At 57.1% G+C, this 13,793-nt stretch carries 13 protein-coding genes and 1 tRNA gene; 2 read left to right on the top strand and 12 right to left on the bottom strand.

The window, feature by feature from the left end; translation table 11 throughout:
• Positions 1-22: 22 nt before the first annotated feature.
• The 10 genes from KP705_RS07635 to KP705_RS07680 form a co-directional block, all read right to left on the bottom strand.
• A complete protein-coding gene (locus KP705_RS07635; protein WP_046900149.1) occupies positions 23-949 on the bottom strand; it encodes an electron transfer flavoprotein subunit alpha/FixB family protein in 927 nt (308 codons plus the stop codon).
• Entirely contained in the window at positions 949-1,710 is a 762-nt protein-coding gene (locus KP705_RS07640) for an electron transfer flavoprotein subunit beta/FixA family protein (protein ID WP_215764260.1), read from the bottom strand. Before KP705_RS07640 ends, KP705_RS07635 begins: the two co-directional genes overlap by 1 nt.
• A 16-nt stretch (positions 1,711-1,726) precedes the next feature.
• Positions 1,727-2,584 (bottom strand): sugar phosphate isomerase/epimerase, encoded by an 858-nt coding sequence (locus KP705_RS07645; protein WP_046900151.1) that lies wholly within the window; start codon positions 2,582-2,584, stop codon positions 1,727-1,729.
• A 2-nt stretch (positions 2,585-2,586) separates the two neighbouring features.
• Positions 2,587-3,735 (bottom strand): dihydrodipicolinate synthase family protein, encoded by a 1,149-nt coding sequence (locus tag KP705_RS07650; protein ID WP_046900152.1) that lies wholly within the window; start codon positions 3,733-3,735, stop codon positions 2,587-2,589.
• Positions 3,736-3,744: 9 nt separating this feature from the next.
• Positions 3,745-4,512 (bottom strand): 3-ketoacyl-ACP reductase, encoded by a 768-nt coding sequence (locus KP705_RS07655; RefSeq protein ID WP_046900153.1) that lies wholly within the window; start codon positions 4,510-4,512, stop codon positions 3,745-3,747.
• Positions 4,509-5,651, bottom strand: a complete 1,143-nt coding sequence (locus KP705_RS07660) for an acyl-CoA dehydrogenase family protein (protein ID WP_046900154.1) — start codon at positions 5,649-5,651, stop codon at positions 4,509-4,511. Before KP705_RS07660 ends, KP705_RS07655 begins: the two co-directional genes overlap by 4 nt.
• A gap of 160 nt (positions 5,652-5,811) precedes the next feature.
• On the bottom strand, positions 5,812-7,071 hold the full coding sequence (locus KP705_RS07665) for a glycerate kinase (RefSeq protein WP_046900155.1): 1,260 nt from the start codon (positions 7,069-7,071) through the stop codon (positions 5,812-5,814).
• 44 nt (positions 7,072-7,115) lie between these two features.
• Positions 7,116-8,687 carry an acyl CoA:acetate/3-ketoacid CoA transferase gene (locus KP705_RS07670; protein WP_046900156.1) on the bottom strand — a complete coding sequence of 524 codons (1,572 nt, stop codon included), beginning with the start codon at positions 8,685-8,687 and terminating at the stop codon, positions 7,116-7,118.
• Between the two features lie 91 nt (positions 8,688-8,778).
• Positions 8,779-10,371, bottom strand: coding sequence for a GMC family oxidoreductase (locus KP705_RS07675; RefSeq protein ID WP_083956318.1), 1,593 nt, complete (start codon positions 10,369-10,371; stop codon positions 8,779-8,781).
• 2 nt (positions 10,372-10,373) lie between these two features.
• On the bottom strand, positions 10,374-11,870 hold the full coding sequence (locus KP705_RS07680; protein WP_046900158.1) for an aldehyde dehydrogenase family protein: 1,497 nt from the start codon (positions 11,868-11,870) through the stop codon (positions 10,374-10,376).
• A gap of 36 nt (positions 11,871-11,906) precedes the next feature.
• Between KP705_RS07680 and KP705_RS07685 the strand changes: the two genes are divergently transcribed.
• Both KP705_RS07685 and KP705_RS07690 read left to right on the top strand, forming a co-directional pair.
• Positions 11,907-12,047, top strand: coding sequence for a hypothetical protein (locus KP705_RS07685; protein ID WP_160298808.1), 141 nt, complete (start codon positions 11,907-11,909; stop codon positions 12,045-12,047).
• Positions 12,048-12,348: 301 nt separating this feature from the next.
• Positions 12,349-13,002 (top strand): TetR/AcrR family transcriptional regulator, encoded by a 654-nt coding sequence (locus KP705_RS07690; RefSeq protein WP_046900159.1) that lies wholly within the window; start codon positions 12,349-12,351, stop codon positions 13,000-13,002.
• Between the two features lie 97 nt (positions 13,003-13,099).
• On the opposite strand, the gene KP705_RS07695 is transcribed toward KP705_RS07690, so the two are convergent.
• Together KP705_RS07695 and dksA are read right to left on the bottom strand one after the other, a co-directional pair.
• Positions 13,100-13,174, bottom strand: a tRNA-Thr gene (locus tag KP705_RS07695).
• 55 nt (positions 13,175-13,229) lie between these two features.
• On the bottom strand, positions 13,230-13,643 hold the full coding sequence (gene dksA / locus KP705_RS07700) for an RNA polymerase-binding protein DksA (RefSeq protein ID WP_046900902.1): 414 nt from the start codon (positions 13,641-13,643) through the stop codon (positions 13,230-13,232).
• Positions 13,644-13,793: the final 150 nt, after the last annotated feature.

The following is a 13,793-nucleotide window of genomic DNA, read 5'->3' on the forward strand; positions in this document are numbered from 1 at the left end:
CCCTGCAGGCTGCCGGGGGCTGTCAGAGTTTTGCCGTCAGTTCGGGAAGGATGGTGAAGAGGTCTCCCACCAGCCCATAATCCGCGACCTGGAAAATCGGGGCGTCTTCGTCCTTGTTGATGGCGACGATCACCCGGGAATCCTTCATGCCGGCCAGATGCTGGATCGCCCCGGAAATACCGACTGCGATGTACAGATCAGGCGCCACGATCTTGCCCGTCTGCCCGACCTGCCAGTCATTTGGCGCGTATCCGGCATCCACGGCTGCACGGCTGGCGCCGATGGCGGCATTCAGCTTGTCTGCAAGCTTGGCGATGGTGTCGAAGTTCTCTTTCGATCCGACGCCACGACCGCCTGAGACGATGTTCTTCGCAGCCGTCAGTTCCGGACGTTCGGACTCAACTGCCTTGTCTTCCACCCAGGACGAGAGACCCGGATCAGCAGGCACGGAGACATTGTCCACACTGGCTGAGCCACCTTCACCAACAGCCGAGAAGGCCGCCGTACGAATAGTGAAGACCTTCACCGGATCGGAGGACTGCACTGTCTGGATCGCATTGCCAGCATAGACCGGACGATCGAACGTCTCGGCATCCTTCACAGCCGTTACGTCTGACAGGATCATGACATCCAGAAGAGCGGCAACGCGTGGCAGAACATTCTTGGAGAACGCCGTCGAGCCCGCAGCGATATGGCTGTAGCCGGAAGCCAAAGACACGATGAGGGCAGAGACAGGTTCAGCCAGTTCATGAGCCAGAGACGCATCGTCCGCCAGCAAGACCTTGGACACACCCTCAAGCTTTGCAGCTTCGGCGGCAGCTTCCGCGCCGTTCTGGGTGGCAACGAGAACCGTTACATCGCCCAGCGCTTTGACGGCGGACAGGGCCTTGGCAACGGTATCGGTTACGAGGTGGCCGTTGGCCACTTCAGCGAGCAGCAGAACAGACATCAGATCACTCCTGCTTCATTTTTGAGTTTCGAAACCAGCTCATCAACGGAACTGATCTTCACACCCGCCTGACGCTGAGGCGGTTCAGCCGTACGGATGACCTTCAGACGCGGCGCAATATCCACGCCAAGGTCAGACGCCTTGCGTTCTTCGAGCGGCTTCTTCTTGGCCTTCATGATGTTGGGCAGCGCGACATAGCGCGGCTCGTTCAGGCGCAGATCGGACGTGATGATAGCGGGTAGCTTCACGCGGATGGTCTGAAGGCCACCATCAACCTCACGGCTGACGGTTGCACTGTCGCCCTCAATCTCGACGGACGACGCGAAAGTGGCCTGGCCCCAGCCCAGCAGGGCGGCGAGCATCTGGCCAGTCGCGTTCATGTCGTTATCGATGGCCTGCTTGCCCGCGATGACGAGGTTCGGTTTCTCATCCTCAATCACCTTCGCCAGCAGTTTGGCGACGGCTAGAGGCTCGATATCCACATTCACATCCGTCGTGGCTTCGACGAAAATGGCGCGGTCCGCGCCCATCGCGAGCACGGTGCGCAGTGTTTCCTTCGCCTGCGGCACACCGATAGAGACAGCGACCACTTCCGTGGCGATGCCTTTTTCCTTGAGACGGACGGCTTCTTCGATGGCGATTTCGTCAAACGGATTGACCGACATCTTGATGTTCGCAAGCTCGACCCCAGATCCGTCACCCTTTACGCGGATGCGGACGTTGTAATCGACGACACGTTTGACAGGGACGAGGATCTTCATGATGCCCTCCGATGGGTCAGCAGACAGTGCGGAAGCGTTCGACCACCGTGTCCAGCACGTCAGCCGGGTGGCGCTTCCACCAGTTGTTCGCGGAAAAGATTTCCACCTCGCAGAAGCCGGAATACCCGGCGGCTTCCACCTCCCTGCGGATCCCCCGCAGGTCCGCAACGCCGTCCCCCATCATCCCGCGGTCAAGCAGGATGTCCGTTGTGGGAACGAGCCAGTCACAGAGGTGAAAGCCCAGAATGCGGTTTCCCGCACGAGCGAGCTGGCGTGGCAGGTCCGTGTCCCACCACACATGATAGATATCGATCGCAACGCCCACGCTATCCGAGGCCAAAAGGTCGCATAGATCCAGGGCGTCACGGGTGGTCGTGAGGCAGGAGCGGTCTCCGGCATAGGCCGGATGCAACGGCTCCAATGCGAGTTTCACGCCACAGGCTTCAGCGTAGGGAATGGCCTTCGCCATCCGGTCCGCCACGATGTCCAGGCTGTGAGCCACGCCCTTCGTGCCGGTTTCCACACCACCGACAACGATGGTCAGAACATCGGTTCCGAGCGCGGCTGTCTGATCGATGGACTGACGGAAATCCGACAGGATCGCCTCCTCGCTCTGAAGGCCCAGCGGACCGACCAGAAAGGGCGTCCGGCACAGGCCGACAACCTTCACCCCGGCCTGACGCGCCCGGTCTCCAATTTCCGCAGCCCGGCCTTCGATCTCCCGCCGCCAGAACACGATCCCGCCAATGCCGCGTTCAGCACAGGCATCAATCGTCTGTTCCGGTGACCAACCTGCCCCAACACCCGGCACATTATGGCCAAGCGTTGCGGTATTGAGGGCGAGAGCCGAATGATCGTGGCGAAAATCCCGCATGATCAGGCCCCGTACACCGACAGAAGCGACTTCATGCGGTGCACAGCCAGATCCGGGTTCCGCAAGAGGCCACAACCATCAGCGAGACGGAAGATCTCCGTGAAATGCTGGAGAGACCGCATGGACTGCGCACCATTCAGCATGACGAAGTGATCCTGAAAGCCATTCAGCCAGGCCAGAAACACCACACCCGTCTTGTAGTATTGCGTCGGGGCCTGAAAGATCACACGAGCGAGTGGAACAGTCGGGTCAAGTGCGTCGTGAAAGCCTTTCACATCGCCTTCACCCAGCAGTTTCACACCACGAGCCGCCAGCGGTGCAATCGGATCGAAAATGCCGAGAAGCGCGTGGCTGTAGCCCTGCTCGTCACCGGCGATCAGTTCCGGGTAATTGAAGTCATCACCCGTATACATCCGCACGCCCTTTGGCAGGCGACGACGCATGATGATTTCCTTCTCCTTGTCGAGAAGGGAAATCTTGATGCCGTCCACCTTCGCAACGTTTTCTTCAATGATGCTCAGGACTGTTTCCAGCGCCTCATTGAAATCATCCGTGCCCCAATAGCCTGCCAGAGCCGGGTCGAAATCCTTGCCCAGCCAGTGCAGAACGACAGGCGCATCACAGGCAGAGAGCACCTCGCGGTAGACCCGCTTATAGTCCTCGGCACTGGACGCCACGCGGACGAGGGCACGACTGGCCATCAGAATGACGCGTGCGCCAACTTTCTGGATCGCTTCGACCTGTTCCAGATATGCTGCAAGCACATGATCGACGGACCGTGCGTCCTTGGGGTCCAGATGGTCTGTTCCCGCGCCGTTCACCACCATCGCATCTGGCAGTTCGGCCTTGGTGCGACGGATCAGATCCAGCGCACCGGGCCAGTCCAGCCCCATGCCGCGCTGGGCCGTATCCATGGCTTCAGCAATTCCGAGGCCCATGCCAACGAGATAGCGACGGAACTCAAGCGTCTTCTTCCAGTCGATCGTTGCGCGGCCGGACGGTGCATTATCCGTGAACGGATCAGCGACGACATGGGCCGCCGAATAGACGATCCGGGCCGGATTGGCAGGAAGGACACTGCGAGGAACAGGAGTACCGATCAGATGGTAATCCATCTTCCGGCCGGTTTCGTCGGGCAGGATGATCTTCATAACCGTTTCTCAGAAGCGCGGCACAAGCATTCCGGCATCCGCCGAAATGACCTGGCCTGTGGTGTAAGGCAGTTTCCCGGTGGCAAGGGCCGCAATGATGCGCCCCATGTCCGAGGGCTCTCCAACACGGGGAAGCAGGGTCAGCCCCTCTTCCGCGCGCTGGCGGTAGTGCTGAATGACGGCAGCCGTCATTTCTGTAGCGATCAGGCCAGGCTGAACGTCATAAACCGCGATATTCTCGATCCCGAGACGCACGGCCAGAGCCTTGGACACCATGGCCGCCGCAGCCTTTGACGCGCAGTATTCAGACCGTTGCACCGCGACCGCCGTCGCGTTTGACGATGTGACGTTGACGATCGAATGGAACGCATCCGCTGACCGCTCCCGGCTCAGAAGGCGCTTTGCGAAAGCCTGCGACAGGAAGAACACCGCCTTCGCATTGATCGTCAGGCAGCGATCCCAGCTTGCTTCCGACACGTCCAGCAGGTCACCCCGCTGGAGGACGCCGACGCCCGCATTGTTCACCAGCGTTGTCAGCGGGCCAAGTTCGTCTTCGATCCGTGCCAGAACACCCTCATGGGCGCTGATGTCGGACACATCGAACGGGGCGGCTACAACCTTGGCGCCCAGCCCTTCCAGACGGGCCACGGCTGCACGCAGTTCTGCATCATCAACCGGTCCATTTACCGCTAAAGAAAAGCCTTCTTTAGCGAGCGCTTCTGCGGCGGCCAGGCCGATCCCGCGTGAAGAGCCGGTGACGAGAGCAACCTGTCTCATGTACGGGCGCCCTTCTTGAGCAGTTCACGCGCGATGATCATGCGCTGGATCTGGTTCGTGCCTTCATAGATCTGCGTGATCTTGGCATCGCGATACAGACGCTCAACTTCAAAGCCACGGATGTAACCGGAGCCACCGAAGACTTGGACTGCATCCGCCGTACGGGCCACAGCCACGTCACCAGCAAAGCATTTTGCCATGGAGCAGGAGCGCGTGGCGTCCTGACCGTTATCGATCTTCACCGCAGCGGAATGAACCAGCAGACGGGCCGCTTCGATGTCCTTGGCCATATCGGCCAGAAGCCACTGAACACCCTGGAATTCGGAGATGTGCTTGCCGAACTGCTTGCGCGTTCCGGCATAATCGACAGCGGCTTCAAGACCAGCCTGTGCGATGCCAACAGCGAGCGCCGCGATGCCAACACGTCCCTTGTCCAGCACACTCATCATCATGTGAAAGCCACGGTTCATCTCGCCCAGAAGGGCATCCGGGCCGAGGCGCACATCGGAGAAATCAAGCGCACCAACCTGGCTGGCCCGCTGACCCATTTTGTGCTCTTTCGGGCCGCGCTCAACGCCCTTGGCATGCAGGTCCACAATAAAAATGGACATGCCACGGTTTCCGGCTTCCTTGTCCGTCCGTGCCAGAACGAACCCGAGATCCGCCACCGGGGCGTTATGGATCCAGATCTTGCCGCCGTTCAGAATCCAACCATCGCCATCACGTTCAACTGTGGTGCGAATGCCGGACACGTCCGTGCCGGCTTCCGGCTCGGTGATGCAGTAAGCAACCTTGCGCTTCATGGAGAGAATGTCTGGCAGCAGCTTCTTCTGCTCATCCGTGCCGTGGCGCACCAGAAGCGTGGAAATCAGTTCCACGAGGCCACACTGATCAGCGATACTGGCATAGCCGCGGGACAGTTCTTCCATCACGACGGCATAGGTCAGGGTATCGAAGCCAGGCCCTCCGAGCTCTTCCGGAACTGCAATGCCGAACAGGCCAAGACGGCCCATTTCTTCGTAAATTTCGGCCGGAAAGCGTTCTTCACGGTCGAGGGCCTCAGCAGCAGGGCGGATGACTTCATCCACGAAGGACCGTGTGGTCTCGCGAACCTGCTCCTGCATTTCATTGAGAAACATAACCCGATTCCCTTAATTGGTAACTAACTGGTTAGTTAATATGATGACTGATCTGTTTTCAAGGCCATTCTGCGTTTTGAAATCAAAAGAACTTGATGTTCATAATACCCAGAATGAATTCGTTCTCGCTAAGGAACAGTTTTTACTTCGCCATCTTTTTCTACCTCAGCAGAATAGCGCGAAAATCATTGACGTTTGTCCCGGTAGGACCTGGCACAAACAGGTCATCCAATGCCTCAAAGGCAGTATAGGCGTCGTTTTCCGCCAGCAGGACGGACGGATTGATCCCGCGCGCGCGCAGTCGTCCCATACTTTCGCCATCTGCAAAGGCACCGGCATTGTCCTCAGACCCGTCAATTCCATCTGTATCCGCAGCGAGTGCGGAAACCGGAAGACCTTCAGCCGCGAGCGCAAACGACAGGAGAAACTCCGTGTTACGACCACCCCGTCCACGTCCACGCAATGTCACCGTTGTTTCTCCCCCCGAGAGGATGACAACCGGCTTCTGAAATGGCTGATTACGAATAATCACTTCACGTGCGATCGCTGCATGGACCTTCCCGACATCCCGGGCTTCCCCTTCAATCGCATCGGACAGGATAACAGCTGGAATTCCAAGATTCCGGGACGCTGCGGCTGCTGCCTCAAGAGACAGATGAGCCGACGCCACGATACGAACTTCGTTCCCGGCGAATGCCGGATCTTCCGGACGCGGCGCCTGCCCCAGCTCTCCGTCAAGCCATGCCTGCACTTTAGGCGGCAGGGCGAGCTTCCAGGCCTTGGCCATATGTCGAGCATCTTCGCGTGTTTTTGTATCAGGCACGGTTGGTCCAGAGGCCACCTGTGCCGGATCATCAAACGGTACATCCGAAACAATGAGTGAAACGACTCTCGCCGGGGAAGCCGCAGCGGCCAGACGACCGCCCTTAATCCCCGAAAACTGCTTGCGGATGCTGTTCATGACAGAAATCGGCGCGCCAGAAGACAGCAGAACCCGGCTGAGCTCCGCTTCATCTTCCAACGTGAATCCTTCTGGCGGACATGGCAGCAAGGCCGATCCACCTCCGCAGATCAGTGCAACGACCAGATCATCCGGACCTAATCCACGCACTGCCTCAAACAAAGCCGCCGTTGCAGCCAGACCGGCTTGATCCGGAACCGGATGGGAGGCCTCCAGAACGCGGATCTGTTCTGTAGGGTAGCCATAGCCATAACGGGTGACGACAACGCCTTCCAGCGGACCATCCCACACGCGCTCAAAAGCTGCGGCAAGCTGGGCTGCCCCCTTCCCGGCCCCAACCACGACCGTCTTGCCTTTCGGGCGCTCCGGCAGGTTAGCAGCCAGCACGAGGTCTGCGTCGGCCGCGGTAATGGCGGCATTGAACAGACCTGTCAGGAAACTGTGATCGTCGACTGTCATGACTTCTTTCAGACTCCACTCACGGAAAAGACGGCCTGGGGCGTTCAGAGCTTGAGCCCCATCACGGCATCTCTGAACAGAACGGCATCCATTTCCTTCAGTTCAGGCGAAACCTTCAGAGGCGTGGATGCCTGATCGAGCACATCTTTCTGCAAGTCGATGCCCGGCGCGATTTCCGTGACCGTCAGTTCACCGTTCAGAAGCTTGAGAACACAGCGTTCCGTCACGTAGGTGACGTCCTGCCCTGTTTCGGTGGCTCTGCGCCCTGAGAAGCTGACCTGATCCACCTCTGGCACGATCTTGGAAATCTTGCCTTCCCGATCAATCACGAGACGGCCGTCCTCAATGTGCATCTTGGCTCCAGCATTGAAATTGCCTGAGAAGATGATGCGCTTCGCCCGTGCCGTAATATCCACAAACCCGCCTGCCCCTGCCGTACGATGCGGTGTAGCAGCAAGGCGGCTGACATTGACCGACCCATCAGCCCCGATCTCAAGGAAGGACAGCAGGGAGCAGTCAAAACCGCCCGCCTGGAAGTAGCTGAACTGATGGGGAGAAGCGACGAACGCCTCGGCATTACTCGCGCAACCGAACTTGAAATCCAGCAGTGGAACGCCGCCAACCGGTCCCTGTTCGATGACCCACGTCACGCTGCCATGCAGGCCTTCTTCCAGCAGGATGCGCGGCACATTGGCGGAAATCCCGAAGCCGATATTGACCGCCCAGCCATCCTTCAGCTCCTGCGCCACACGTCGCGCAATCACCTTGCCCGGATTGAAATCCGGAATAGCGAAAGACGACAGAGGCCGAAAAATCTCGCCGGAAATTGCAGGATCATAAGGCGTGGCAGTGGTCTGAAGCTGATCCGGGGCTTCCACAACAACGTCCACCAGAATACCCGGCACTTTGACGTCATGCGGCTTCAACGTGCCCTGTTCTGCCACGCGGCGGACCTGCGCGATGACCAGCCCACCATTGTTATGAGCTGCCAGAGCCATTTCCATGGCCCCAAGCGTGGCGCCTTCCTGCTCGAACGTCAGATTGCCATTTTCGTCCGCTGTCGAGGCGCGAATGATCGCAACGTCCGGCTTGAGCGCCGGGAAATACAGCCAGTCTTCGCCCTCGAAGTCCATGTGACGCACGATGGGATTGGAGCGTGCGGTCTCATTCATCGCACCGCCTTCCCGCTTCGGGTCCACGAATGTATCGAGACCAACTTTCGTCAACACGCCGGGACGCAGGGCAGCACCTTCGCGCAGCATGTCGAAGATAACACCAGATGGAAGGTTATAAGCGGCGACGTCCTCGGCCAGAATGCGCTGCCAGATAAGTGGTGGCTCAGCATTGCTGGGACCGGACGGGTAAGACCCGCCGATGATCTTTTTGATCATGCCAGGCTGGGCGATATGATCCACGCCCTTGGTCCCGAACATGTCACCCGTCGCGATCGGATGGATCGTCGTCAGGTTCTTCGGGGCCGCTTCTTTTTCAAAACGTTCCCCGAGCGCCTTCAGAACGTCGTCGGGGCACAGAAGCCCGGACGATGCGTTGATCGCAATGGTGGAACCATCCTTGATAAGACTGACGGCTTCCGCTGCGGTTCTGGTCTTGGTCATTGCCTTTGATCCACTATAACTATCTTGTTAGTTACTTATGATCTTGTAAAAATCGCGATACATGAGGCGCCGCTTGAGAAGGTTATCGTTCTCAAGCATTCCCCAGAATAAAGTCCGCCGCTCGCTCACCAATCATGACCGTTGCCGCATTGGTGTTAGACCCAAGCAGCGATGGCATGACCGAGCTATCGCAAATCCGGATGCCCTCCAAGCCATGCACATGTAAGCGTGGATCAACAACGGCCATCTCGTCCCTGCCCATCTTGCACGTGCAGGTCGGATGGTAGGATGTGCGACCCTGCTGACGGGCATAATCCTCATATGCCTTGAGCGTACGGCCGCCGCCTTCTGGTAGGCAAACCTTGCTGATGTATTTTTGCAGCGAGTGGCTACCGAACATTTCATAGCTCAGGCGAACGCCCTCGGCCGTTGTCCGCAGATCGTCCGGGTGACCCAGAAAATTCGGATCCACAATCGGTGCTTCCCGAGGGTCAGACGAACGCAACGTGACAGACCCACGCGCTTTTGGACGGAGCGTATAGCTGTTGAGCGTGATGCCGGACGTCCCTTTCGGAACAGACGCCACACCCGCTTCCGCGCCAGCGCCGGCGAGGAAGTGGAACTGAAGATCCGGGCAGCTTGCAGCTGGATCGCCATACCAGAAGGCTCCGCCTTCCACGACGTTCGACGCCACTGGACCACTTCTGAACAGCGAATATTGCAGGCCAGCCCACATCATCCACTTGTACTGGTTGTACTTGTCGAAACTGTCATGGCCTTTCAGCTCGGCAACAATATCGACACCAAAGTGATCCTGCAGATTCTGACCAACGCCAGGCAGATCATGAACAACGGGGATGCCGTGTTCTTTGAGATGGGCAGCCGGACCAACACCAGACAGCATCATCAGCTTTGGCGTTCCGATTGCACCGGACGTGACCAGTACTTCCTGCTCAGCACGGGCAGTGTGCATTTGCTTGTCCGCAATGTACTGCACGCCGACTGCACGCTTCCCCTCGAAGACGACTTTCAGAACCATCGCGCCGGTAATAACCGTCAGGTTCTTCCGCTTCAGAGCGGGACGCAGATATCCAACGGCCGTAGAGCAACGCCGGTTATTGCGCACCGTAAGCTGGTAAATGCCAGCACCCTGCTGAACTGGACCGTTAAAGTCAGGGTTATACGGAATTCCGATTTCCTGGCAGCTCTGTACGAAGGCGCGGCTGACGGGATTCGGACAATCCAGATTCGACACGCCGAGTGGACCATCCGTTCCGTGCCATGATCCGGCAAGAATGGAATTTCCCTCAGAGCGGATGAAGTACTTCTGGATGTTCTTGAAACCCCAGCCGTCAGCTCCCTCCTGCTCCCACCGATCGAAATCAGATGGATGGCCACGTGTGAAAACTTCAGCATTGATGGATGAACCACCACCGAGAACACGCGCCTGCACATACGGAATCTGGCGGTTATTGGCGTGCTTCTGCGGTGTGGTGACAAGCCCCCATGTCAGGGGGCCTGTCGTCATTTTCGCAAAGCCAACCGGCATGTGAATGAGCGGATTGGTGTCACGCTTGCCTGCTTCGATCAGGCAGACGCGCACCGCCGGGTTTCGGGAGAGACGGGCGGCAAGAACACATCCTGCCGAGCCGCCACCAACGATAACGTAATCGAAACCAGTCATCATTATGCGATCCAGTGCGTCCGTTTGCCGAGATCTACGTGAACGGATTTGATCTGGGTGTATTCTTCCACCCCATACATGCCCGCTTCACGGCCCCAGCCAGACTGCTTGAAACCACCCAGCGGCATTTCAGGGCCGCCAGCCATGATCGTGTTGACCCAGAAGCGCCCGGCCTGAACCTTACGCGTCACCTTCAGGGCCTTGCTGATGTCCTTCGTCCAGACAGACGCGGCCAGACCATAAACCGTGTCATTGGCCAAGGAGATCGCTTCCTCAAGCGTGCTGAACCGGAAGACGGACAGCACAGGGCCAAAGATCTCGTCAGTCGCAATGGACATATCTGGCTTCACATTCGTGAAGAGTGTTGGCGCAATGTACTGCCCACGACCCAGATCGACCTTGTTACCGCCACACAGAACGCGCGCGCCTTCGGCCTTCCCCTTCTCGATATAGTCGAGAATGGTTTTGTTCTGAGCATCCGTTGTAATGGCGCCAATCTGCGTTTCGGGGTCAAACGGGTCGCCCACGCGAATCTTTTCCATCTTGGCGACCACAAGCTTCTCAAACTTGTCGGCCACAGACTCTTCAACAATCAGACGGCTGGACGAGACGCAGCATTGCCCGGTGTTGAAGCTGATCCCAAAAGCCACCGCATCGGCCGCATCTTCCAGATCGCTGTCCGCAAAGACGACAATCGGGTTCTTGCCACCAAGCTCCAGGCCAAGCTTCTTGAGATTGCTGTCTGCGGACGCATGGATACAGGACCGGCCAACACCCGTGGAACCAGTGAAGGACAGCATATCCACATCCGGATGCTGCGTCAGAGCCTGACCGACACTTTTTCCGGTGCCCGTCACGACGTTATAGACGCCCTTTGGCAGGCCGGCTTCCGTCAGAATATCGGCAAGCATCAACGTGGTTGCGCTGGTGACTTCCGCTGGCTTCACGACGACCGTGCAGCCAGATGCCAGAATGAACGGCACGCGCTCACACAGAATCATGAACGGGAAGTTCCAAGGCGTGATGAGGCCAACGACACCCACCGGCTCACGCAGAACCATTCCGAACAGGCTTTCGCCCAGATTGTTGAAGCTGTCGCCGTGCAGAAGGCGCGCGGCACCGGCAGCCATCTCGAAACAGGAAATACAGTTGTCGATCTCGGCCTTGGCCTGAGAAATCGGCTTGCCGTTCTCCAGCACTTCCCAGAAGGCGATGTCATCGCGACGCTGCCTCAGAAGCTCAGCCGTTTTCAGCAGGATAGCACTGCGTTCTGCGCTTGCCAGACCAGCCCATGTGCCGTTCTCAAACGCACGACGCGCGGCGGCTACCGCATCATTCAGGTCGTCTTCCGTGCAACGTGCAATTCGCGTGACAATAACATCATGACTGGGAGACTTGCGCTCGAACATCTCACGTCCGTGGCGCCACTCACCATCGATGAAAAACCCAAAGTCACGAGCCACTCCGGATGGAGCCAGTTTCTGTGCCACCTTGTTCATTGACGGCTTCTCCCTGTCTTTTTTGACGAGCACTCAATGACGCATCGTCGTTTCAGATTGTCCCGTGAGCAGACGGTCAGCGCACCAGGATTGTTTAACGGTCAAGATACTGTTGAACCGCCTGTTGTGAGCGGTGCGCTGGAAAAGGATTTATCTCTTACCCAGGCATCGGTTTGAAAATATTACCCTCCACAAGAAAGCCGCCCCTTCGAAAATGTTTCCGAAAAAACCACCACCGCGGAATATTTTTCTCAATCCTGCCCCCTGGTTTCGCCCCTCCACAATGGAGAGATCAAAGCGCCTTTCGCACCATCTGGTTACTTTTGTAGTGCATAATGAAAAATCTCATAAATCACGTTATAGTGATAAGTAAATCTCTTTTATCTGTTATTTTTTATGTGATGTTTTGACGTCTGCGCGTTTCCGGCCATAAAGCGGGAACTTCAGGCCCGGCTCCAGCAAAAAGCGAGATTTCCCGTTGAGTGCACAGTCCCCAGACATACAGTCGCCCCGCCCTCGCGTCCGCGACGCAGAAGCTACGAAAAGCCGGATTCTCGAGGCCGCAAAAAAAGAGTTTGCGAAAAACGGCCTTGAAGGGGCTCGCGTCGACGCAATCGCGCTGGAAGCCAATGCCAATAAGCGCATGATTTATCACTACTTTGAAAGTAAAGAGAAACTCTTCCAGACAGTTCTGGAAAATGCCTATTTCGATATTCGCGAATCTGAGAAAAAGCTGGATCTGGATAGCTTCGATCCCAGAGAAGCTCTTGAACGACTCGTCCGGTTTACCTGGAACTATTACATCAGGAACCCTGAATTCATTTCACTAGTGAATAGCGAGAATCTGGCACAGGCCCGGCATTTAAAGTCTTCAGAAACCGTCAAGATTGTCAGCAGACGCTTCGTCGGACTCGTTGATACGATCTTGAAGCGCGGTGTGGCGCAAGGACTTTTCCGAGAGGGCGTTGACCCGGTCCAGCTCAATATCACTATAGCAGCCGTCAGCTACTACTACTTCACCAACCAATATACGGGATCAATCATTTTTGAGCGGGAACTGATGTCCGAGGCTGCTCAGGCAGAGCGCATTCGCTTTAACATCGAGACGATTTTGAGAATTGTTTCTCTGTGAGCCTTAGCCCCAAAATTCACTGAGCAAAAAAACGCGTTTTCTGCACCAGTTGAGCCTAAGAATTTTAATTAGGCATTATATTTTAAGAAGAGAAGACTGGTGCTGCTGGACAGGATTGAACTGTCGACCTCTCCCTTACCAAGGGAGTGCTCTACCACTGAGCTACAGCAGCAGTACCGGTGCCTTGGCGCGCTTCGTATCTCTTCAGCGCGCCAAGTGCAACCCCCTTAATCGTCGCGATGTACCTTTTCCATGCGCTCGTGACGTTCCTGAGCGTCAATGGAAAGCGTAGCAATCGGGCGTGCTTCCAGGCGCTTCAGACCGATAGGCTCGCCGGTTTCCTCACAGAAACCGTAGCTTCCGTCTTCGATCCGGAGCAGAGCCATATTGATCTTGGCAATAAGCTTACGCGCACGGTCACGGGTTCTCAGCTCGAAAGCACGATCCGTTTCGACGCTTGCACGGTCTGTAATGTCAGATTCATGAATCCCGCCTTCTGAGAGGCTGGCGAGTGTGCCGTCAGCCTCTTTCAGCAGGTCCGCACGCCAGCGCAGAAGCTTCTGCCTGAAGTACTCCACCTGGAGGGGGTTCATGAATTCTTCTTCGTCGGAAGGGGTATAATCCGGCGGTAGCGTAATCATGCGCATCCAATCCCAGCTAATCCGCCAACGTCCGATCGATAGCCGCGGGCGATAACGCGCGGCTTATAGCCATCACAGATCATTTCGCCAACCCCGTAGATCTTTATTCCATATCTCCTTCAACCGCAGAATTCCGCGCCCGTGTTAGGT

This window comes from Gluconobacter sp. P1D12_c (genome assembly GCF_018812105.1).
GTDB classification, from domain to species: Bacteria; Pseudomonadota; Alphaproteobacteria; order Acetobacterales; family Acetobacteraceae; genus Gluconobacter; species Gluconobacter oxydans_A.